Source organism: Cupriavidus basilensis OR16, assembly GCF_000243095.1.
GTDB lineage: Bacteria > Pseudomonadota > Gammaproteobacteria > Burkholderiales > Burkholderiaceae > Cupriavidus > Cupriavidus basilensis_D.
The window spans coordinates 26,720-47,725 of the sequence record NZ_AHJE01000056.1 but is presented as its reverse complement, the minus strand read 5'-3'; the positions used below and the strand labels follow the sequence as shown (position 1 = coordinate 47,725).

At 67.4% G+C, this 21,006-nt stretch carries 18 protein-coding genes and 3 pseudogenes; 5 read left to right on the top strand and 16 right to left on the bottom strand.

Going from position 1 to position 21,006, the window contains the following annotated elements; all coding sequences use genetic code 11:
- On the top strand, nucleotides 1-180 hold a 180-nt coding region (locus OR16_RS46160), incomplete at its 5' end, for a hypothetical protein (RefSeq protein ID WP_237717157.1).
- A 151-nt stretch (nucleotides 181-331) separates the two neighbouring features.
- Nucleotides 332-736, top strand: a complete 405-nt coding sequence (locus tag OR16_RS40515; RefSeq protein WP_081488845.1) for a ProQ/FinO family protein — start codon at nucleotides 332-334, stop codon at nucleotides 734-736.
- Between the two features lie 75 nt (nucleotides 737-811).
- Here the strand turns inward: OR16_RS40515 and OR16_RS47780 are convergent, their stop codons facing one another.
- Nucleotides 812-1,159: a LysR family substrate-binding domain-containing protein gene (locus tag OR16_RS47780; RefSeq protein WP_006160006.1), complete on the bottom strand. Its 348-nt coding sequence runs from the start codon at nucleotides 1,157-1,159 to the stop codon at nucleotides 812-814.
- A 92-nt stretch (nucleotides 1,160-1,251) separates the two neighbouring features.
- Nucleotides 1,252-1,734 (bottom strand): annotated as a pseudogene (locus OR16_RS47775) (LysR family transcriptional regulator); the annotation flags it as partial.
- Nucleotides 1,735-1,884: 150 nt separating this feature from the next.
- Between OR16_RS47775 and OR16_RS21190 the strand changes: the two are divergent.
- Together OR16_RS21190 and OR16_RS21185 are read left to right on the top strand one after the other, a co-directional pair.
- Nucleotides 1,885-2,577, top strand: coding sequence for a 3-oxoacid CoA-transferase subunit A (locus OR16_RS21190; protein WP_043420536.1), 693 nt, complete (start codon nucleotides 1,885-1,887; stop codon nucleotides 2,575-2,577).
- Nucleotides 2,574-3,209 carry a 3-oxoacid CoA-transferase subunit B gene (locus tag OR16_RS21185; protein WP_006160003.1) on the top strand — a complete coding sequence of 212 codons (636 nt, stop codon included), beginning with the start codon at nucleotides 2,574-2,576 and terminating at the stop codon, nucleotides 3,207-3,209. The genes OR16_RS21190 and OR16_RS21185 overlap by 4 nt, the downstream gene beginning before the upstream one ends.
- Nucleotides 3,210-3,222: 13 nt before the next feature.
- Here OR16_RS21185 and OR16_RS42990 read toward each other — a convergent pair whose 3' ends face one another.
- The 5 genes and pseudogenes from OR16_RS42990 to OR16_RS21165 all read right to left on the bottom strand — a co-directional run bounded on the left by OR16_RS42990 (nucleotide 3,223) and on the right by OR16_RS21165 (nucleotide 7,380).
- Nucleotides 3,223-3,378, bottom strand: a complete 156-nt coding sequence (locus OR16_RS42990) for a hypothetical protein (RefSeq protein ID WP_006160002.1) — start codon at nucleotides 3,376-3,378, stop codon at nucleotides 3,223-3,225.
- 19 nt (nucleotides 3,379-3,397) lie between these two features.
- On the bottom strand, nucleotides 3,398-4,447 hold the full coding sequence (locus OR16_RS21180) for an isocitrate/isopropylmalate dehydrogenase family protein (RefSeq protein ID WP_006160001.1): 1,050 nt from the start codon (nucleotides 4,445-4,447) through the stop codon (nucleotides 3,398-3,400).
- Between the two features lie 151 nt (nucleotides 4,448-4,598).
- Nucleotides 4,599-5,162 carry an FMN reductase gene (gene msuE, locus OR16_RS21175; RefSeq protein WP_006160000.1) on the bottom strand — a complete coding sequence of 188 codons (564 nt, stop codon included), beginning with the start codon at nucleotides 5,160-5,162 and terminating at the stop codon, nucleotides 4,599-4,601.
- 166 nt (nucleotides 5,163-5,328) lie between these two features.
- Nucleotides 5,329-6,173: pseudogene (locus tag OR16_RS21170) on the bottom strand (D-amino acid aminotransferase).
- A gap of 178 nt (nucleotides 6,174-6,351) precedes the next feature.
- Nucleotides 6,352-7,380: an SDR family oxidoreductase gene (locus OR16_RS21165; RefSeq protein ID WP_006159998.1), complete on the bottom strand. Its 1,029-nt coding sequence runs from the start codon at nucleotides 7,378-7,380 to the stop codon at nucleotides 6,352-6,354.
- A gap of 125 nt (nucleotides 7,381-7,505) precedes the next feature.
- Between OR16_RS21165 and OR16_RS21160 the strand changes: the two genes are divergently transcribed.
- Nucleotides 7,506-8,183: a TetR/AcrR family transcriptional regulator gene (locus tag OR16_RS21160; protein WP_043420534.1), complete on the top strand. Its 678-nt coding sequence runs from the start codon at nucleotides 7,506-7,508 to the stop codon at nucleotides 8,181-8,183.
- A 32-nt stretch (nucleotides 8,184-8,215) separates the two neighbouring features.
- Here OR16_RS21160 and OR16_RS21155 read toward each other — a convergent pair whose 3' ends face one another.
- The 9 genes and pseudogenes from OR16_RS21155 to OR16_RS21115 all read right to left on the bottom strand — a co-directional run bounded on the left by OR16_RS21155 (nucleotide 8,216) and on the right by OR16_RS21115 (nucleotide 20,826).
- Nucleotides 8,216-9,478: a TolC family protein gene (locus OR16_RS21155; RefSeq protein WP_006159996.1), complete on the bottom strand. Its 1,263-nt coding sequence runs from the start codon at nucleotides 9,476-9,478 to the stop codon at nucleotides 8,216-8,218.
- A 20-nt stretch (nucleotides 9,479-9,498) separates the two neighbouring features.
- Nucleotides 9,499-12,634: pseudogene (locus OR16_RS21150) on the bottom strand (efflux RND transporter permease subunit).
- Entirely contained in the window at nucleotides 12,634-13,707 is a 1,074-nt protein-coding gene (locus tag OR16_RS21145) for an efflux RND transporter periplasmic adaptor subunit (RefSeq protein WP_006159995.1), read from the bottom strand. The pseudogene OR16_RS21150 and the gene OR16_RS21145 overlap by 1 nt, the downstream one beginning before the upstream one ends.
- Nucleotides 13,708-13,802: 95 nt before the next feature.
- The gene (locus OR16_RS40505) at nucleotides 13,803-14,201 is read right to left on the bottom strand and encodes a hypothetical protein (protein WP_237717156.1); all 399 of its coding nucleotides are present in this window, start codon (nucleotides 14,199-14,201) and stop codon (nucleotides 13,803-13,805) included.
- 106 nt (nucleotides 14,202-14,307) lie between these two features.
- A complete protein-coding gene (locus OR16_RS21135) occupies nucleotides 14,308-15,048 on the bottom strand; it encodes an ABC transporter permease (RefSeq protein ID WP_237717155.1) in 741 nt (246 codons plus the stop codon).
- The gene (locus OR16_RS21130; RefSeq protein ID WP_006159991.1) at nucleotides 15,009-15,881 is read right to left on the bottom strand and encodes an ABC transporter ATP-binding protein; all 873 of its coding nucleotides are present in this window, start codon (nucleotides 15,879-15,881) and stop codon (nucleotides 15,009-15,011) included. Before OR16_RS21130 ends, OR16_RS21135 begins: the two co-directional genes overlap by 40 nt.
- A gap of 14 nt (nucleotides 15,882-15,895) precedes the next feature.
- Nucleotides 15,896-16,900, bottom strand: a complete 1,005-nt coding sequence (locus tag OR16_RS21125; RefSeq protein WP_237717154.1) for an ABC transporter substrate-binding protein — start codon at nucleotides 16,898-16,900, stop codon at nucleotides 15,896-15,898.
- Between the two features lie 66 nt (nucleotides 16,901-16,966).
- Nucleotides 16,967-18,700: a hydantoinase B/oxoprolinase family protein gene (locus OR16_RS21120; protein ID WP_006159989.1), complete on the bottom strand. Its 1,734-nt coding sequence runs from the start codon at nucleotides 18,698-18,700 to the stop codon at nucleotides 16,967-16,969.
- A complete protein-coding gene (locus OR16_RS21115; RefSeq protein ID WP_043420532.1) occupies nucleotides 18,697-20,826 on the bottom strand; it encodes a hydantoinase/oxoprolinase family protein in 2,130 nt (709 codons plus the stop codon). Before OR16_RS21115 ends, OR16_RS21120 begins: the two co-directional genes overlap by 4 nt.
- Between the last annotated feature and the right edge of the window lie 180 nt (nucleotides 20,827-21,006).

Here is a 21,006-nt window from a genome sequence, read left to right as displayed (position 1 = left end):
TTTGCTGCAGCAGAGAAACGAGACTATAAAGAATTATCTGCGTTTCATCAATACTTTTTTAATCTTTTCTTGCTCGGGCAAGATTCGCTATGTGCTTTCTCACCTTTCCTGCCATCCCCGCAACCTTCGCTCGTCTGCCGTGCAGCTAAGCGTTGTACTGCGGAAGGGGGCGAATACTAAGCCGTTGGCACGGCCCTGGCAAGTCTTTTCTGGAAAATTTCGGCGATACGGAAAAAGAGCCTCCCGAGGCACAAACGAGCAACAAACCTCGGGGCTGACCGGCTTCCGCTAAAATTCACGTTCACTCCTCACCTCTTCACAACAAAACATTATGGGATTCGAACAACTTGCTGCCCTGAAAGCGCAGTTGGCGCAACAGGCCAAACCCAAGCCGGCGGCCAAGCCCACACGCGCCCGCCCAGCCCCACAGGCCGCCCAGTCGAAACCGGTGGATCCTGTCGTGCGGAACATCGGCCGGCTTCAAAAGCGCTTTCCCCTCGCCTTTCCTAAGAACCCTGCGCCGAAGAGAGCGTTGAAGGTCGGCATCTTTGACGATCTGCTTGGCTACGCTAGCGAGTTGGGCTTGCAAGAGGCGGAACTGCGCGAAGCCATCAAGACCTGGTGCCGCGGGACCCGCTACAAGGCCTGTCTCACGGAAGGGGCCGCGCGGGTGGACCTCAACGGCGCCGATGTGGGTTCTGTCACCCAAGCGGAAGCAACGCGCTTCAAGAAATAAGTGGCGGCGGTGGCGCGGCAGATACGGACAGGCATAAGGCTATCGGGCTACGGGCTATAGGGCCTGCCGCACGATTTACCCTGGCGGCCGCTCTGCCCCCTTCGCCTCGCGGCAGCGCTCGATCAGCCGCTGCGCCGTGGGTGAGCGCTCGTTCTTGCGATGGACCACGGCCAGTTGCGACACCACGTCGTTGCGGGCCAGCGGCTTGAATACCACGTCGGGTGGGGCAAACGCGCGCATCGAGGCCGGGATCAGCGCTACGCCAAACCCAGCCGCCACCATGCTGATGATGGTGGCCATCTGGGTCGACAAGGCCTCCACACGCGGCTGGAAGCCGGCATTGCCACAGATGGCAAGCGTGATGGCGTAGAAGCCGGTGCCGTGCTCGGTATGCGTACAGATAAAGGTCTCGTCGCGCAGCATCGCCACGTCGGCGCGTGCGCGGCCGGCCAGCGCGCCAGCGCATGGGTGGCGTGCAAGGCCACCACGACGGCTTCGGACGCGATGTCGAACATGGCCAGCCCTTCAGGCAAGGACCGCAGCGGTGGCCGGATAAAGCCGATATCAAGTTCGCCGCGTGCCACCGCATCGAGCTGCGCCGGCATGTCCATCTCCCGCATGGCTAGCCGCACGGCCGGATGATCCCGGCGAAAACGATAGACCAGCCTTGGCAGCAAGCCCGAGAGCGCGGCCGACGCCACATACCCGATGGCAGCGCTGCCGAGGTCCCCCCGGCTGGCACTGGCCGTGGCCAGCCCGGCATGCTGGACCTGGCGCAGCACGCCCATCGCTTCCTCGTAAAAAACGGCCCCCACCTCGGTCAGCGCGATCCGGCGCTTGCTGCGCGAGAGCAGCGGCGCGCCCGCCTCCTGCTCGATCCACCGGAACTGCTGGCTCAGCGCCGGCTGCGAAATGCCCAGGCGCTCCGCCGCGCGGCCAAAATGCAGTTCCTCGGCCAGCGCCGTGAAGTACCGGTAGTGTCGGAGTTCCAGGTTCATCGGGATGGCCACCTTCAATTCTTCAAGATAAGTACAGCTTATCAATAATTAAGCTTTGCATACTTGAACCTATCGAACCCTACGCCGCATGATGCAAGGCTTGGCGGCGGCAATGCCGCGGCGCGCATCGGGAGCAAGTGGGGCATGGGATTGGTCAACAAATGGGTAGCAAGCTGCGGAGAGGCCATCGCCGACCTGCGCCACGGCGCCGCCGTGATGGTGGGCGGCTTCGGCAGCGCGGGCCTGCCCGACGGCCTGATCGCCGCGGTGCTGGCGCATGGCGCGCGGGATCTCACCGTGATCTCCAACAACGCCGGCTACGACGGCGAAGGCGTGGCGAGCCTGATCGAAGGCGGGCGAATCCGCAAGCTGGTGTGTTCCTATCCGCTGACCGCGGGCGCCACGGCGTTCCGCGACGCGTACCGGCGCGGCGAGGTCGAGCTGGAACTGGTGGCGCAGGGCACGCTGGTGGAACGCATCCGCTGCGCCGGGGCCGGGCTGGGCGGGTTCTACTGCCCCATCACGGCCGGGACGATCCTTGCCGAAGGCAAGCACACGCGCGAGCTCAACGGCGTGCAGCACGTGCTGGAACTACCGTTGCATGCGGACTTTGCGCTGATTCGCGGACGCCATGCGGATCGCCTTGGCAACCTCGACTATCAACTGGCAGGCCGTAACTTCAATCCCATCATGGCCACGGCGGCGCGCGTGGTGGTGGCCGAGGTGGATGCCATGGTCGAGGCCGGCGCGATGCATCCCGAACATGTCGTGACGCCCGGCATCTTTGTCCACCGCGTCGTCACCGCCAGCGCCAGCAAGCAACACGCCAGGAGCCAGCCATGAAGCGATGGAACAGGGAGCAGATCGCCCGGCGCGCGGCGCAGGACATCCGGCCGGGTGCTTACGTCAACCTGGGCATCGGCCTGCCGACGCTCGTCGGCGACATGATCCCGAGGGAGCGCGAGGTCTTCCTGCATAGCGAAAACGGCATCCTGCATCTAGGGCCACGGCCGCCACTGGGGCAGGAGAACCCGAACCTGATCAATGCCAGCAAGCAGCCGGTGACGCTGCAGCCCGGCGCGGCCGTCTTCGATTCCGCGCTGAGCTTCGCCATGATGCGCGGCGGCCACCTGGACCTCGCTATCCTTGGCGCCTACGAAGTGGCGGAGAACGGCGACCTGGCCAACTGGAGCCGCGGCGACCCGAACACGCCGCCCGCGGTGGGCGGCGCCATGGAACTGGCGTTCGGCGCGCGCGAGGTCTGGGTGCTGATGGAACACACCACGCGCGATGCTCGCCCGCGCCTGTTGCAGCGTTGCACGCTGCCGTTGACGGCACGCGGCGTGGTCGGCCGCATCTATACCGACCTGGCGGTGATGCGCGTGACGCCCGATGGCTTGCTGGTTGAGGCCATGGCCGAAGGCATCACCTTCGGCGAGTTGCAGGCGCTGACCGAGGCGCGGCTGCTAGCCTAGCGCCACAGGCGGATCAGCGGCCGGACACCACCCGCTCGATCCACGCGATGAACACCGCGACCACTTCCCCGCGATTGGTCTCGTTCAACGTCTCATGGCGCGCCCCGCCGAACACGTGGGACGACACATCGGCCTGCCCTGCCGCGCGGGACGGCTGCGGCGCAGACATGGTACGCAAGCGGGTGCGTTCAGGCTATCGGGATTGCTCCGCCCAGCCGCTTGATCACCGCGTCGGCAAACTGCAGCGTCGAAGCCGAGCCCTTGAGGTCACCGGTCTTCACCTGGTCCTGGTTGAGCGCCAGGTCGATCGCCTGGCGCAACCGCACCGCCAGATCCTGGCGGCCCACATGCTCGAGCATCAGGCCGGCGGCCAGCATCAGCGAGATCGGGTTGGCAATGCCCTTGCCGGCGATGTCCGGGGCCGAGCCGTGCACCGCTTCGAAAATGGCGGCGGTCTCGCCGATATTGGCGCCCGGCGCCATGCCCAACCCACCGACAAGACCGGCGATCTGGTCGGACAGGATGTCACCGAAGAGATTGGTACAGAGCAGCATGTCGAACTGCCAGGGATTGAGCACGAGCTGCATGGCGCAGGCATCGACGATGCGGTCATCCATCTCCACGCGCCCCGCATAGTCCTGCGCCACCTCGCCCGCGGCCTCCAGGAAAATGCCGGTGAGCGCCTTCAGGATATTGGCCTTGTGCACCACAGTGATCTTCTTGCGCTGATTCTTGACCGCGTACTCGAACGCAAAGCGGGCGATGCGCCGGCAGGCGTCGCGCGTATTGGTGCCGGTGGATACGGCCACCGCGTGCGGGTCGTCCCCCACGGCGATGTAGTAATCGTGCGCCACATAGAAACCGCCCACGTTCTCGCGCACCAGCACCAGGTCGATATTCTCGAAGCGGCCCGGCACCAGCGTGCGCGCGGGCCGTACGTTGGCAAAGAGATTGAAGGCTTCGCGCAGCCGGACATTGACGGAGCGGAAGCCCCCGCCCACCGGGGTGGTCAGCGGGCCCTTGAGCGCCAGGCCGGTGCGGCGGATGCTCTCAAGGGTGGCCTGCGGCAGCGGATCGCCACCCTGGTCGATGCCCGCCATGCCAGCCTGCTGCACATCCCAGGAAAACGGCGCGCCCAGCGCGTCCAGCACCTTGACGGTGGCTTGCACCACTTCCGGGCCGATGCCGTCGCCTGGGATCAGGGTGGCGGGGATCTGATTGCGTGCTGGTTGCTCCATTTGCGATTCCTCTCGACAGGTTGAACGTCCGCGTGCGCAGAGCATGCAGCGCGGGCGCATTTCTGTCTAGCGCGGATCCTGTCAGCCCTGCGGGATCGCCGTGCCGGAAGGCAATGGTGTGGAATGAGCTAGTGCCTATGGCCGCCTGCCGTCAGGCGGCGCGCTGCAGCGGCAATCGGCTCGCACCAAACAGCGGCACCGCGCGGTCCGCCGCCAGCTGGATGCGCTGCGCCAGCGCCGCGCTGCTGACCTGATGGTTCTGGAAGTCGCCCGGGCTGCCATACACGCCGATCGGCAACGTCAGCGCCTGCAGGAAGCTGAACAGCGGCCGCAGCTGATGCTCCAGCACCAGCGCGTGCCGGTCGCTGCCGCCGGTCGCCGCCAGCAGCACCGGCTTGTCGACCAGCGCATCCTGCCCGACCAGGTCGAAGAGATGTTTGAAATGGCCGGGATAGGACCCGCGGTAGACCGGCGCCGCCACCACCAGCAGGTCGGCGGACTCGATCGCGGCGATCTCGCCTTCAATCTGCGCGGGCAGTTCGGCACGCGACAGCGCTGCGCCGAGCGGACGGGCGATATCGCCAAGGTTGACGATCCGGGTCTGCAACAGCAGCCGGCCCGCCAGTTCATCAAGCAGCGCCTGCACCAGCGCCAGCGTGCGCGAAGGCTGCTGCGCGCTGCCGTTGACGGCAACCACGTTCAGCGGTGTAGCCATGGGGGGAACCTCCTTTGGATGGAAGGCCGCCCGCGCCATGTTCCACGGCGGCCGCTTGCAAGTTCCTCACCTTAGCGCAGCCGCGCTGTCCGCCGAACGACGGATTTCAACTATGCATAAACGGTCGGCCGCCATGGCACGCATGGCGAAATTGCCAGCCGCTCGATCACGCCGGGCTGCGCGCCGCCTGATACGCGGCGTACAACTTCTTGAACACCGGGCCCGGCGCGCCATCGCCGATGGTCTTGCCGTCGATGGTCACCACCGGCAGGATCTCCTTGCTGGCCGAGGTCAGCAGCACTTCATCCGCGCCCATCACCTCGTGCTGCGAAATGCGGCGCGCTTCCAGCGAGATATCCAGCGCCGCGCACAGTTCCTCCATCCAGCCGTAACGGATGCCCTCCAGGATCAGGTTGTCCTTCGGCGGCGCCGAGACCCGGCCCTTGCTGACCACCCAGACGTTCGACGCGGAGGCCTCGGTCAACATCCCATCGCGGAACAGGATGGTCTCGGTGGCGTCGTTCTCCACCGCGTTCTGTGCGGCCAGCACATTGCCCAGCAGCGAGGTGGATTTCACCTGGCAGTGCAGCCAGCGCTTGTCCTGCGCCGTCACGCAGGCCACGCCCTTCTCACGCATGGCCGCGCAGGGCAGCGACATCGGGTTGGTCATGATGAACACTGTCGGCGTCACCACCTTGGGGAAGGCATGGGCGCGCCGGGCCACGCCGCGCGTGACCTGGATGTACACCATCTGGTCGGCAAGTCCGTTGGCCTGCACCACGCGCTCGATCAGCGCCATCCACTGCGCATCGGTGTGCGGGGGATGCTGATGGTGTCCAGGCTGCGCGCCAGCCGCGCCAGGTGCTGCTGCAGGCGGAACGGCTTGCCGGCATAGATGGGGACCACTTCATACACGCCATCGCCAAAGATAAAGCCGCGGTCCAGCACGGGGACGCGGGCTTCGGACAAAGGCGTGAGCTCGCCGTTGAGATAGACGATTTCGTCGTTCATGGTGGGTAGGGTAAGGCTGGCGGGCGCCGGGGCCTGGGTTGCAGTGCGGGTACGCGCTGGAAGAATGCATGCATTCTTCCACAAGGCGCGCGGGGAGCCTATGCAAAATCGGCATGACCTCGGCCTGCTCCGCCGCCCGGCCCCGCGGCCATGGCGCTTTCGCTTGCGCCCCCAGCCCTCACGCTGGGCCCGGCAACCATCCGTGCGCCCGATACCAGGCAATGACATCGCGCACCGTGTGATCCACGGGGCGGAAGCCCAGGCCTAGCTCGCTCTCGCTCTTGGCATGGCTAAAGCGTGTCCGGTCCGCTTCCTTCACCATCAGCCGCACGGTTGCAAGGCTGAGCAGGATCGGCTTGCCGCTGATCCGGGCGTAGATTTCCTGCGCGCAGGCCAGCGCAAACAACAATGGCACGGGCAGCGCGCGCTTGGGCGTTGCCACCCCCGCGGTGCGCCCGATCAGCGGGATCAGTTCACGCATGGTCATATGCCGGCCCGCCGCCAGATAGCGCTCGCCACGCCGCCCGCGCAGCGCCGCGGCGATATGCGCCTGCGCGACATCGCGGGCATCGACCACGGAAAAGCTCCCTGGAACCAGGCCCGGCAACCGGCGCTGTGCCGTGTCGAGCGCGACTTGTCCGGCGGACGTCGGCCCGATATCGCCCGGCCCCCACATCCAGCCGGGCAGCACAAACGTGGCATGCATCCCGGGGGCATTCTCGAGGAAGGCCAGGATCGCGCGGTCGCCCAGGATCTTGCTGCGATAGTAGTCATCGGCGTCGGCGGGATCGCGCACGTGCGTTTCATCGATCACCGAGCCCGGCGCGCCATTGAGCACGGCGATGGACGAGGTCTGCACGAAGCGGCGCACGCCCGCCGCGTAGGCTTGCCCGATGAGGGCGGCCGTGCCGTCGACATTGATGCGCCTGAGCGTTTCCCAGTGGCTGCCGCCCTTGTAGTTGTCGCGAAAGAAGGCAGCGGTATGGAACACCACATCGCAGCCGTGCAATGCCGGGGCGAATGCCTCGACATCGGCCATGTCGCCAACCACGAATTCCACACCCGCGAGGCCGCCGAATTGCTGCCTGGCTTTTTCCGCCGAGCGCACCAGCGCCTTGACCGCGACGCCGCGGCCCAGCAGCTCGCGGACAAGATTGTTGCCGAGCAGGCCGGTGGCGCCGGTCACGAAAGCGGTTTGCAGGTTCATGGGTAGGCCTTTATTTCGAAGATCATAGGAAATTCAGATATCAATTGATATCCGTTATGATAGCAGTTGATATCCCAAATGCAATCGATACGGCAATCCCTCTCGCCATGCCCAATGCCACGCCAATGAAGCCACCCACCCCACGCAAGCGCCTGAGCCGCGAGCAAAGCCAGGCGCAGACCCGCGAGCGCCTGCTTGAGGCCGCGCGCAGCCTGTTCGTGCAGCGCGGCTTCGGCGGCACGTCGATCCGGGACATCGCGGAAGAAGCCGGTTATTCGCAAGGGGCGTTCTATTCGAACTTTCTGGACAAGGAGGCGCTGCTGCTCGATCTGCTGCGCGGCCATATGGAGGCCGAGGCACGGCAGCTGGCCACGGTGTTCGACACGGCGGAGCGCGCCGGCGCAGAGGTGCTCGCGGGCCTGGATGCCTGGGCCGCGGCGCTCCATGCGGATGCCGACTGGGCCATGCTATCGATCGAGCTGCAGATGCACGCCAATCGCAGCCCGACGTTTGCCGGCGCTTACCGCGCGGTCTGGGATACGCACCGCAGCGAACTCGGCCGGCTGATCGAACGCCTGTTCCGCCATCTCGGCCGTGTGCCGCCGGCCGAGCCGGAGGAACTGGCCGCGAGTTTCATGGCGCTAGCCCATGGCCTCGCGCTGCAGCGGGGCACGACGAGCGCCGACCCGACTGGCCGCATGCTGATGCTCTTCCTGCGCGGCCTGCTGGCTAGCGCGCAGGCGGCTGGCGCAGCGGCCGATGCCGCTCACCCGGTCAAACGGGCCGGCCGCGCAAGCCGGTAGCCCCGGCGCACCGCGCCCGGGCAGTGGCCCGCTCAATCGTCGAAGTCCCACATCCGGTGCAGATCCAGCCGCAGCCGGCTGTCGGCCTCCAGCGCATCGACCAGGGCCACGCGTTCGGCCAGCGTGGTGTCGGCCAGGGTGCGCCGGACCATCAGCAGCTCGCTCAGGCCAGTTTCCCCCGCCTTGTAGGCCCGGCCCGTGCGCGCCGCGGCACTGCGCTGCAGCCCGAGCGCTTCGGCCTGGGCCACTGCGGCGGCGCGCTTGCCTTCCAGGCTGCGGTACAGCACATCGAACTCGGCGCCGATCCTGCGCTCCGCCGCCACCCGGCCACGGGCGGCAGCCTGCGCATCCGCCGCTGCCGCCACCGCCGCCGAACGCCGGTGCGCGGAGCCAAGCGGCATGCTGACGCTCACGCCCGCGATCCGCTCCGCGCCGCCGCGCTCAACCGTGAAGAACACGCCCACGGTCGGGTCGGGCTTGCGCTCCAGGTCGGTGCGCCGGGCCTGCCGCTGGGCTTGCATCTCCTGCGACTGGGCAAGGCGAAACTCATGGCTGTCCTCCACATAGCGGCTGCGCAGCGCGTCGGCGGGGTCTTCCGGCATGGGCTGCAGGCGCACCTGCGCGGGCAGCCCACCGGGCACGCCCAGGCCTGGGAAGCGCGCCCGCAGCTCCGCTTGCGCCGCCGCTTCCGCGGCGCGCGCGCTGGCCAGCGCGGCGGCGGTGCGGGCACGCTCGGCCAGCAAAAGCTCATGGTCCATGAGCGCCGCATCGCCGGCCTGCACGCGGCGCGCGGTGACGGCCGCCAGTTCGCCCGCCAGGCTGTCGTTGCCCTGCGCCGCCAGCCGGGCCTGTTGCGCGCGCAGCGCCGCGAACCACAGCGACAGGATCTGCCGCGAGACTTCATGGCGCGCATCCATCACGGTGAGCTGGCCTGACTGCACCGTGGCATCGGCCAGCTCGCCATCGGCGTCGGCCTTGCCCCATAGCCGCAGCGGGCGCTCCAGCGCGAGCTGCCCCTCGGCAAACCGGTCGGACGGCTCGCGCACCTGGCGCCGCTGCCCGATGGCGCGCACCACGGCCTCGGCCGTGCCGGCGCGAATGCCGTCCGCGCGTGCCAGCACCGCATCGCGGCGCGCCTCGGCCATCTGCACGTCCGGCGACTGGCCGACGGCGTCACGCACGGCGGACTCAAGGGGCAGCACGCCGGCTCCGGCAGGCATGGCTGCTTGCGGCCACACGGCGCCCGGCATCCCGGTGATCGCCATCATGGCAGCCGCGGCTGCCATCTTGCTCATTGCGCTTCTCAATGCGCCTCTCATTGCGCCTCTCCTTGTTCCATACGGCCTTGCTTGTCCTCGCGCGAACGCGCCACGCCAAAACGCTCGAACAGGAGCGGCAACAGCAGCAAGGTCAGTGCGGTGGCGCTGACCAGGCCACCCGAGACAACGATGGCCAGCGGGCGCTGGATCTCGGAGCCAGGCCCGGTGGCGAGCAGCAAAGGGATCATCCCCAGCGCCGTGATGCAGGCGGTCATCAGGACCGGGCGCAAGCGGTCGCGCACGCCGGTGCGCACCGCCTCGGCCAACGGCCGCCCTTCCTCCAGCAAGGCATTGAAATGCGAAACCAGCACCACGCCGTTGAGCACGGCGATGCCCAGCAGCGCGATAAAGCCCACCGAGGCCGGCACCGACAGGTATTCGCCCGCCGCCCGCAGCGCCGCGATGCCGCCCACCAGCGCGAACGGGATATTGGCGATGACGAGAGCCGCCTGGCGGACCGAGCGGAAGGTCAGCATCAACAGCAGGAAGATGGCGCCAAGCGCCAGCGGCACCACCAGCGCAAGCCGCGCGGCGGCGCGCTGCTGGTTCTCGAACTGGCCGCCCCAGTCCACGCGCAATCCCTTCGGCAGTCCCGCCAGGCCCGCCACTGCGCCTTGTGCCTCCTGCACAAAGCCGGTCAGGTCGCGCCCCTCCACGCTGACCTGGATCACCGCAAAGCGGCCGCCGTCTTCGTGGTTGATCCGCACCGGCCCTTCCACCCGCCGCACCTGTGCCAGGGAGGTGAGCGGCCAGGGTGTGCCGTCCGGCGCCGTCACTTGCAGGCTGGTGAATGTCTCCGGCGCCTGCCGCAGGCTATCTCCGCCACGCAGGATCAGTGGCGTGCGCACGGTGCCCTCCGGCACAATGCCAATACGCTCGCCCTCCACCTGTGCGCGCAGCAACGCTTGCAGCGCATCGCCGGAAATCGCCGGAAAGCCCGGCGCGGCCGACGGCAGCGCGGTCCAGTGCCAGCGTGAGGTACTGCACGCCCTCGTTGCTGGGCGCGATCACCTCGGCCGCGCCGGCGATCTTGCGCACGCGCGCGGCGATGGCCTGCGCCGCGGTGTCGATGGCGCCGAGATCAGAGCCGAACACTTTGATCGCCACATCGCCGCGCGTGCCGGTCAGCATCTCCGAGACGCGCATCTCGATCGGCTGGGTGAAGCCATACACCACGCCCGGGAAGCGCTCCATGACGCGCCGGATGGCGATCACGATATCTTCCTTGCTGCCGCGCCACTGCTCCTTTGGCTGCAGCACCAGGAAGGTGTCGGTCTCGTTCAGCCCCATCGGATCAAGGCCGAGATCGTCCGAGCCGGAGCGCGCCACGATCGAGCGGATCTCCGGCACCTCGGCCAGCAGCGCCTGCTGCACCCGCAGGTCCAGGTCCACCGAGGTGGCCAGCGACACCGACGGCGCCTTCTGCAGCTGCACGATCATGTCGCCCTCGTCCATGGTGGGCATGAAGGTCTTGCCCACCGACACGTAGAGCGCCACCGCCACGGCCAGCGCCACGCCCGCCGAGGCAAAGACCGCGCGTGGATGCCGCCCGCTCCAGTCCTGCAGCCGGGCAAAGCCGCTTGCCACCTTGCGCATCAGGTAAGGCGCCTCGTCCGCATGCGCGCGCAGCAGCAGAGAAGCCAGCGCCGGCACCACGGTGAAGGCGATCACCACCGACGACGCCAGCGCCAGCACGATGGTCAGCGCCACCGGGCCGAACAGCTTGCCCTCCAGGCCCTGCAGCGACAGCAGCGGCAGGAACACGATGGCGATGATCGACACCCCGGCCAGCATCGGCACCGTCACGCTGGCCACCGCGTGGCGGATCACCGCCCCGCGCAGCGACGGATCGCTCTTGCGCACGTGCGCCTTCGCCAAGGCGGATTCAATGTTCTCCACCACCACCACCGCCGCGTCCACCAGCATGCCCAGCGCGATCGCCAGGCCGCCCAGGCTCATCAGGTTGGCGGTCAGCCCCACATAGCGCATCAGCAGGAAGGTCGCCAGCATCGACAGCGGCAGGGTTGCCGCCACCACCAGCGCCGCGCGCAGGCCGCCGAGAAACAGGTACAGCGTCACCACCACCAGCAGGCTGGCCTCGATCAGGGCCCGCACCACGGTATTGGCGGCACGCGTGACCAGTTCACCCCGGTTGTAAAACACGTGCGTGGACATGCCCTTGGGCAGCTGCGGCGCCAGTGCATCCAGCCTGGCTTGCACGTCGGCGACCAGTTGGCGGGCATCGGCGCCGCGCAGGGCCAGCACCAGCCCCTGCACCGCTTCGCCGCGGCCATCCTTGCTGACCGCACCGTTGCGCGTAGCCACGCCGAGCCTGACGGTGGCCACATCGCCCACCGTCACCAGCGCCATGCCGTTGTGCCCGCCAGGCGCGGCAACAACCACCTGGCGCAAGTCCTCCACGCCGCGCACGCCGCCTTCCACGCGCACCACCCAGTTCTCGTCGCCCTGCTCCACCCGGCCCGCGCCGTCGTTGCGGTTGTTGGCGTCGAGCGACTGGCGCAGTTGCTCCAGCGTGACGGCGCGGGCGCGCAGCCTCGCCGGATCGGGGATGACTTCGTAGCTGCGCACCTCGCCGCCCAGCGCGTTGACATCCGCCACGCCGGGCACCGTGCGCAAGGCCGGGCGCAGCACCCAGTCCAGCACGCGGCGCCGTTCGGCCAGGGAGAAGGCATCGCCCTCCACCGTGAACATGAACATCTCGCCCAGCGGCGTGGTGATCGGCGCCAGGCCGCCGATGGCGTTAGGCGGCAGGTCGCGCAACAGGCCGGCGAGCCGCTCGGACACCTGCTGGCGGGCCCAGTAGCTGTCCACGCCTTCCTCGAAATCGACCGTCACGTCGCTGATGCCGTACTTGGACACGGAGCGGACGATGGTCTTGTGCGGTATGCCCAGCAGCTCCTGCTCGATCGGCGTGGACACCCGCTGTTCGACTTCTTCCGGCGTCATGCCGGGGATCTTCAGGATGACCTTGACCTGGGTGGGGGAGATGTCCGGGAAGGCATCGATGGGCAGCTTCAAGTAAGCCCACGCTCCGGCCACAGCCAGCACGCAGGCTGCAATCAGCACCAGCGCCCGCTGGCGCAGGGAGAATTCGATCAGGCCGGCAAGCATCACTGACCTCCCGCCAGCATGCCCTTGAGCGCGCCCACGCCGGCCACCGCCACCCGCGTGCCGGCCGGCAGCGCGCCGCGCACGGTTGCCGCGGCATCGTCCACGGCTTCCACCACCACGGTCTGGTAGCGCACGCCGCTCTTGGTTGCCACAAACACGCCGGGCGTACCGCGCCAGTACGTCAGCGCGGTAGCCGGCACCCGCGTGCGGCCCACGCCGGTGGCATCGGGCGCGCTGCGCAAGTGCACGATCACATTCACGCTTTCGCCAGCTTGCAGGCTGCCGCGCTTGTCCAGCACCGCGCGCACGCGCACGGCAGCGGTGCCGTCGCTTGCCGGCACCACGCCGGCAACCGTGCCGGTGGCGCCACGCTGGCGCACTTCCACACGTTCGCCGCCGCCGGGGGCCGGCACATCGCGCCCGACCAGCAGGTCAAGCTCCAGCGCGGTGGGGTCCACGATGCGGAACAACGGCGCCGCCCCTTCCACGCGCGTGCCAGGCACGGCGTTGACCTCGGCAATCAGCCCGGCACGGCCGGCCACCAGTTGCGGCTCGCCCGAGCCACCGGCCTGCACGATGCCCGCGGCAGCCATCTCGGCCTCGCGGGCGCGCACCATCGCCGCACCTTCCGCCGCGCGTGCTTGCGTGGCTTGCCAGCGGCTGCCTGGGATGATGCCGTCGTCGTGCAAGCCGCGATCCCGCGCCAGCGCCAGCCGCGCCAGGTTGGCCTGCGAGCGCGCCTCCGACAGCGCGCGCCCCGCCTCGAACAACTGCGGGCTGGCAAAGCTCGCCAGCGGCTGGCCGGCGCGCACCGCCTGGCCGATCGACACCAGCACGCGCGAGACCATGCCGGCATAGGGCGCGGCAACCACGTACTGGGCATCGGGCTTGAGCACCACGCGAGCGCTGGCGCCGACCTCCAGCTGGGCGGCACCGGCAACCGGATCAAACCGCACGCCGAGCGCGCGGGCCTGGGCATCGGACAGCGTCAGTACCTGTGCGCGGGCCATGCCAATGGGGAACAGCGTCGACGCGAGCAACGCGCCGACGAAAACAACTCGACGGGAAAACATGCCTGACTCCAAAGCAGGATGAAAAGCGCCGACACACCGTGATCAGCCTCGATCAGGCGCGCAAGCGTGCACCGCCGGCGTGGCCGGCAGGGGAATCAGGAAGCGAAGGGAGGGGCGTGCGCGGGAGGTGGCCTGCTGTCGCTGCCACGCCATCGGGGCGGCGTGCGCTCGCGCCACGGCAGGCGCCGGAACACCGGCAGCGGCCGTGATGCAAACAGCAGGAACGCGAAGACCAGGCCGATCAGCACATCGGCAGCCTGCACGTGGAGGGAAAAGGCAATGGGGCCGATGGCGGTCTGCACATCGACCTCGAGCGGCTCGACCGCGATCAGCGCGGCGGAACCGGCAGCCAAAGCGGACGAAGCGGAAGGAGAATAAGAATTAACCGCGCCTTGCAGCGCTGTGTGCACGTGCAGGCCATGGAGTTTAGGGGTTCCGAGATGGCCGTGCAGAAGCGGGGTGAGGAGCTGCATTGCAAACAGCAACAGCAGCAAGGTTCCCCGCAGGAAGGAGGGGCGGTCTGCGCGAAACATGGCGCGATTGTAGCCGAGTTTGAGCCGGCGGCGCAGCTTGTGAACGGACTATCCGCGCCGCCCGCCCTCAGCGTTTGGCTTGCACCAGTTGCGTCAACCGCTCCGTGCCCGGCGCGGGCGCATGGTCTTGCCCCGGCCTGCCGCGCTGCGACGCGTGCCACGGCAGCATCCGCTCCTCGGCCCACTCCAGCGCCTTGAAGAGGATCACCCCCAGCGCGCACAGCAGCGCCAGCGCGACGAACACGGTCGGCGTGTCGAAGCTGCCTTGCGCCACCAGGATGACGTGGCCAAGCCCGGTCTCGCCCGCCACGAACTCGCCGACAATGGTGCCCACCAGCGCGAACGACACGCCCACCTTCATCCCCGCGAAGATGCTGGGCAGGGCGTTGGGAAAGCGGATCTTCCACAGCACCTTGCTACGCGACGCCTGGTTGGCGCGCGCCATGTTCAGCATTTCCGGATCAATGGACTTGAGGCCGAGCACCGTGTCGATCAGAATCGGGAAGATGGCGATCAGCATGGCAATGGCGATCTTGGGCGCGGAACCGGTACCCAGCCAGATCACGAACAGCGGCGCCAGCGCCACCTTGGGCACGGCGTTGAGGGCCACCATCAGCGAGTAGAGCGTGCGATCCAGGAAACGGGAGTACACGATGCCGATGGCCGAGCCCACGCCCAAGACCACGGCCAGGACAAAGCCCGCCAGCGTGGTCTGCAACGTGTCCAGGCTCTGCATCAGCAGGAAACCCGGCTGCGCCAGGAACTCGGTTAGGATCTTGGTGGGCGGCGGCAGCAGGAATTCGCGCACGCCAAAGGCCCGCACTTGGGTGGCAGCCGGTCGGTGTATTGCGCCGCGGCATCGCGCTTGATGGGCGCTTCGGCGAGATCGGCCAGCCGTCCGGTGAATTCCTGCAGCACGTCATCCTTGACGCGCGCAAAGCCCAGCGCGGCGCGGTCGCGCGGATGGGCCAGCGGCACCGGCAGGATGCGCCGGATGCGCCCGGGACGCGGCTCCATCACCACCACGCGATCGCCCAGGTAGATGGCTTCTTCGACATCGTGGGTGACCAGGATCATGGTGATGCCTTCGGCCTGCCAGATACGATGCAGTTCTTGCTGAAGGTAAGCGCGGGTCAGGGCGTCGAGCGCGCCGAAGGGCTCGTCCATCAGCAGCAACTGCGGGTCCACCAGCAGCGCGCGGCAGATCGAGGCGCGCTGGCGCATGCCGCCGGACAGCTCCCACGGATAGCGGTGCGCGAACGCGCCAAGGCCGAACAGGTTGAGCACGGAACGCGCGCGCTCCTCGAAATCGGCGCGATCCAGGTCGTGGAACTCGGCCGCAATCAGCACGTTGTCCAGGATCGTGCGCCAGTCCAGCAGCAGGTCGCGCTGGAACACCACACCCATGTTGGCCGGCGGGCCCACGATGGGGTCGCCCTGCAGCGCCAGGTGGCCGCTGGAAATGGGCTCCAGCCCGGCCACGCACTTGAGCAGCGTGCTCTTTCCGCAGCCACTGGGGCCGACGATGCTGACAAATTCTCCTTCCTCAATATCGAGGCTGACGTCCTTCAACGCGTACAGCGGTTCGCGCTGGGAATGGTAGACCTTGTTGAGTTGCCCGATCTGCAGGAATGCCGACATGTGCGTCTCCCGGCCTAGTTCGCCAGCATGGCGTTGGTGTAGTAGTCGGCCGGCTTGCGCCCGGGCTTGATCATGCCGGCCTGCTCCATCGACTGGATAGCGGCCGCCCAGTCGGCATCGCTCTGCTTGCCGATCGGCAGGCTCTTCTGCGTGGGACTGTCGAAGAATGCGCGGTAAGCCTGGATCTGCGCCAGCAGGATCTGCGGGTCGAGCTTGGCGTTCGGGCGCTGCGCCAGGATGGCGGCCACGCCTTCATCGGCGTGGCCCGCGTAGATGTACTCCCACGCGCGCACCTGCACCTGGGCGAACTTCTTCAGCGCGGCGCCCTTCTCGGCCAGCCGCTGCGGCGTGGCCACCAGGCCGTAGCTGGGGAAATTGATGCCGCTGTCGGACAACAGCAGCGCCTTGGCGGGGCGCACCTTGGACACCATCGGCTGGCCGAACGGCGCCTGCGACAGGAAGCCGTCGCTGTTGCCCGAGGCGTAGGTGGAGATCATGGCCGCGGGCGAGACCATCACGATGGTGGCCTTGCTCTTGGCGATCTTGTTGGCCTTGAAGTAGGGATCGATAAATGGCGCCCACGGACTGGTGGTGAAGCACACCAACTTCTTGCCGACCAGGTCCTGCACGGATTTGACGCCCAGCTTTTCATCGACCATCACGGCCAGGTCGCCCTTGCGGGCGAAGCCGGCGATGGACATCAGGTCCAGCCCGTTCTCCTTGGCCACGGCCATGGTGCCAAGCTGCACCTGGCCCACGTCGGCCTGCCCCGCCGCGAGCAGTTGCAGCGTGTTGATGGTGCCGGTGCCGTCCTGCACCTCCACATCGAGCCCCGCCTCCTGGAACCAGCCCTTCTGCTTGGCCAGGTGCATGGCGGCGTGCATGCCCCATGGCGAGTAGTCCATCCGCACCAGTAGCTTCTGGGCGGGCGCCTGTGCGGCGGCCGCGCCGGCCCAGAGCACCAACGTTGTCGCGGCAGCACATGCGCGCCAAGCCAGTTTCATGACAGAAAAACGCATCTCGATTTCCTTTGTGGTGTGTCTGTGGGTATGCGTAAGCGGATGGCTGGCAGCCATCCGGAAATGCTACGCCGCCTTGGCCAGCAGCTTCGCGCGCAATGCCGCGGTGGACGGCACATCGATCTCGCCAGTGGCGGGGTCCACCACCACCCTGTAGTTCTCGAGTACGAAGGCGGCGGTGAGCTTGTGGTTCCATACGTCTTGCCGGATGCGCTCGAAGTCACGCGCCAGCGGATCGCCAAAGCCGCCGCCACCGGGCTGGATATGCGTCACCACATCGTTGCGCGCGATCGTCATGCCGACCTTGCTTGGCAGGTCGGTGACTTCATCGCCTTGCTGCAGCAGGTTGCGCGCCGGACTGGCAGGGCCGCCACCGGCCAGGCCATAGGGCGAGAACTTCATGCGGTCGGCACGCAGTTGCAGAAGCGCGTTGGGCGCCAGCACGCGATAGCTGCGGCGAATGCCCAGGCCACCGCGGAACTGGCCCGCACCACAGGAGTCCTCCACCAGTTCGTAGGCTTCAACGCGCACGGGGTGTTGCGCTTCCAGCGTTTCCACCGGCGTGTTCGACAGGTTCTGCGAGGCATTCGTGATGGCCTCGATGCCATCGCTGGCCGGGCGCGCGCCCCATGCGCCACAGATCATGTCCACGATGATGTAAGGCTTGTTCTCGTCGCTCATGCCGGACAAGCACACCACCGTGTTGCCGCCTTCGCCGGCGGCGGGAATACGATCCGGTACCACTTGCGCCAGCGCACCGAGCATCGCATCGAACACGCGGTAGCCCGTCAGCGCGCGCGCCGCCACAGCGCTCGGTGGCAGGGGATTGAGCACGGAGCCTTCTGGCACGCGCACCTCGATGCAGCGGAACACGCCGGCATTGTTCGGCACATCGCCCTTCAAGGCGCAGCGCACGCTCAGGTAAGTGCAGGACTTGGTGTACGACAGCGTGGAGTTGATGGCGGCGCGTACCTGCGGCGACGAGCCCGTGTAGTCCGCGCTCACGTAGTCCTCATGCACCGTCAGCGCAACCTGGATGGGAATCGGCTCCGGCGACAAGCCATCGTCGTCGATGTAGTCGATGAAGTGGAAGGTGCCCTTGGGCCATTTACGGATCTCTTCGCGCGTGAGGCGTTCCGCGTAGTCCAGCAGTTCGTTCAGGTAGGCGCGCGTGTCGTCGCGGCCGTAGCGGTCAAACAACGCGGTGAGTTCGCGCACGCCTACCTGGGTGGCGGCGTACTGCGCCTTCAGGTCGCCCAGCACGCGGTCGGGCAGGCGCACGTTCTGCGCGATGATGCGTTCCAGCGTGTCGTTGACCTTGCCAGCCTCGTAGAGCTTGAGCACCGGGATGCGCAGCCCTTCCTGGTAGATCTCGGTGGAGTCGCTGGCGTTGGATCCCGGCACGCGCCCACCCACGTCGGTGTGGTGGCAGATGACCACGCAATAGCCTTCCAGCTCGCCGCCGTAGAAGAACGGCACGAACATGAAGATGTCCGGCAGGTGCATGCCGCCCTGGTAGGGGTCGTTGACCACCACCGCGTCGCCCGGATTCAGGTCCTTGCCGTAGCGCGCCTGCACGGCCTCCATGGCCTCGGGGATCGCCCCCAGGTGCAGCGCGATGGTCTTGGCTTGCGCCACCATGCGGCCGTGCCGGTCGCAGATCGCGGCCGAGTAGTCCATCACGTCCTTGACGATCTCCGAGCGCGCCGTGCGGATGACCGTGTAGGCCACTTCGTCGACGATGGAGTCCATCGCGTTCTTGACGACCGCAAAGGTCACCGGGTCGAACTGCGTGCTCATGCTGCCTCCTGAGCGATATCGATGATGATGTTGCCGATCTTGTCCGCGCGCGCCGAAGCGCCCGGCGGCACGACGATGGTGGTGTCGTACGACTCGATGATGAGCGGGCCCTGGCGCGGCGCCTCCGTCATGGCCGAGCGCGGAATCAGGAAGGTCTCGCGTGGTGCCTGGTCGCGCCCGAAGCTCACCTGGCGCGTGCCGGCGACGCCGTGCAGCGCGCTGGCATCGACCTGGATGGCGTTGAAATCCAGCCGCTGGTCGCTGCGGCCATAGGCGCTCAGGCGCACGTTGACCAGCTCCAGCGGCTCGTCGTTGCGGTAGCCGAAGGTTTGCTGGTACTGGACACCGAAGTCCTCGATAAGCCGCGCAAGCGCGGCAGCGTCCGGCGCCTTGCCGGTTTCACCGCCGGGCAACGGGATGGTCAGCTCCGAACTCTGGCCGAGGTAGCGCAGATCGATGCCCACCGCCATCTCGACCGCCGCCGCCGGATAGCCTTCCAGCGCGAGGATGGTCAAGCCCTGCTGGCGCAGCGCATCGATCACCGCGCCGATGCCGGCGCCATCGCAATCCGCCAGCGGCCGCAGGATGGCCTTGACGAAGTTATGCTCGGCATCCGCGCACAGCATGCCGGCCGAGCAGAACACGCCCGCCATCACCGGCGCGACCACCCGCTTGATGCCCAGCAGCATGGCCACGTCCACCGCGTGCAACGGGCCACCGCCGCCGAAGGCGATCATCGTCATGTCGCGCGGGTCGCGCCCACGCTCGACCGTCACGGCACGCAGCGCACGCGCCATGCTCACGTTCGCCACATGGCGGATGCCGTGCGCGGCGGCTAGCGTATCGAGCTTGAGCGGCGCGCCGATGTGCGTGTCGATGGCACGGCGCGATTGCTCCGGGTCCACCTTGAGGCTGCCGCCCGCCAGCGATTCGGGATTCAGGTAGCCGAGCACCATGTTGGCGTCGGTCACCGTTGGCCGATCATTGCCGCGCCCGTAGCACGCGGGACCCGGGTTGGCGCCGGCCGATTCCGGGCCCACGCACAGCAGGCCACCGGCATCCATCCAGGCCAGCGAGCCGCCGCCCGCGCCCACCTCCGCGATGTCGATGGCCGGCACCTTCAGCACATAGCCCCCGCCTTTGACAAAGCGGCTCGGCGCGCTGATGCCGTCGCGAAACTCGTACTCGGTGGTCAGCGACGGCGTACCGTCTGTAATGATGGACGCCTTGGCGGTAGTGCCGCCCATGTCGAACACGATCAGGTCGCGCCCGCCGCCTAGCGCGCCAATCTGCGCCGCACCCGCCACGCCGCCTGCCGGGCCGGAGGCCACGGCAAACACCGGCTTCTCGCTGGCGCTGCCCACGCCCATCATGCCGCCGTTGGATGCCATCACCTGCAACGACGCCGACACGCCCATGCGGGCCAGGTCATCCTTCAAGCGCCGCAGGTAAGTGCGCATGGCAGGCAGGATGTAGGCGTTGACCACCGTGGTGCTGGTGCGCTCGTACTCCTTGATTTCCGGCAGCACATCGCACGAAGCGGTCACCAGCAGGCGGGGAAACTCCCGTTCCAGTTGCGCCTTCGCTTCCAGCTCATGCACCGGGTTGATATAGCTATTGATAAAGCAGATGGCCAGCGCTTCCACGCCCTCTTCCACCAGCCCGCATGCCACGCTCAGTACCTCGTCCACGTTGAGCGGCACGATGATGTTGCCGCGCGCGTCGATGCGCTCGTTCAGCCCGCGGCGATAGCGGCGCGCCGCCAGCGGCTGCGGCTTCTGCCAGCCCAGGTCGAACATGGTCGGTGTGCGGATGCGGCCGATCTCCAGCACGTCGCGAAAGCCCACCGTGGTCAGCACGCCGGTGCGTGCGCCCACCTTCTGCAGGATAGTGTTGGACGCCGTGGTGGTGCCGTGGACAATTTCCGTGATGTCGCCCGGGGCAATCCCGGCCTGCCCGATCAGCGACTTCAGGCCAGTGACGATGGCCTCGCCCAAGTCATGCGGCGTGGTCGATGTCTTGTTGACGAACAACCGCCCGTCCGGCATTGCCAGGACGATGTCCGTGAACGTGCCCCCGATATCGCACCCTACCCGGACGCCCGCATTGCTTCCCGCATGAACCATGTCAACTCCAAGGATGTGAGGCACGGGCGACTTGCGCGTGCCGCGCATTCCGTTGCCCTGGAACGCGCACCGATCGATTTGCTAACTAACTAGTCAGTACAATAGAAGACGGGATTTTGCTTGTCAACCGGGTTTTCACGGAGCACCAGAATGGCGCCACTGCTTGGCTGGCGGCATTCT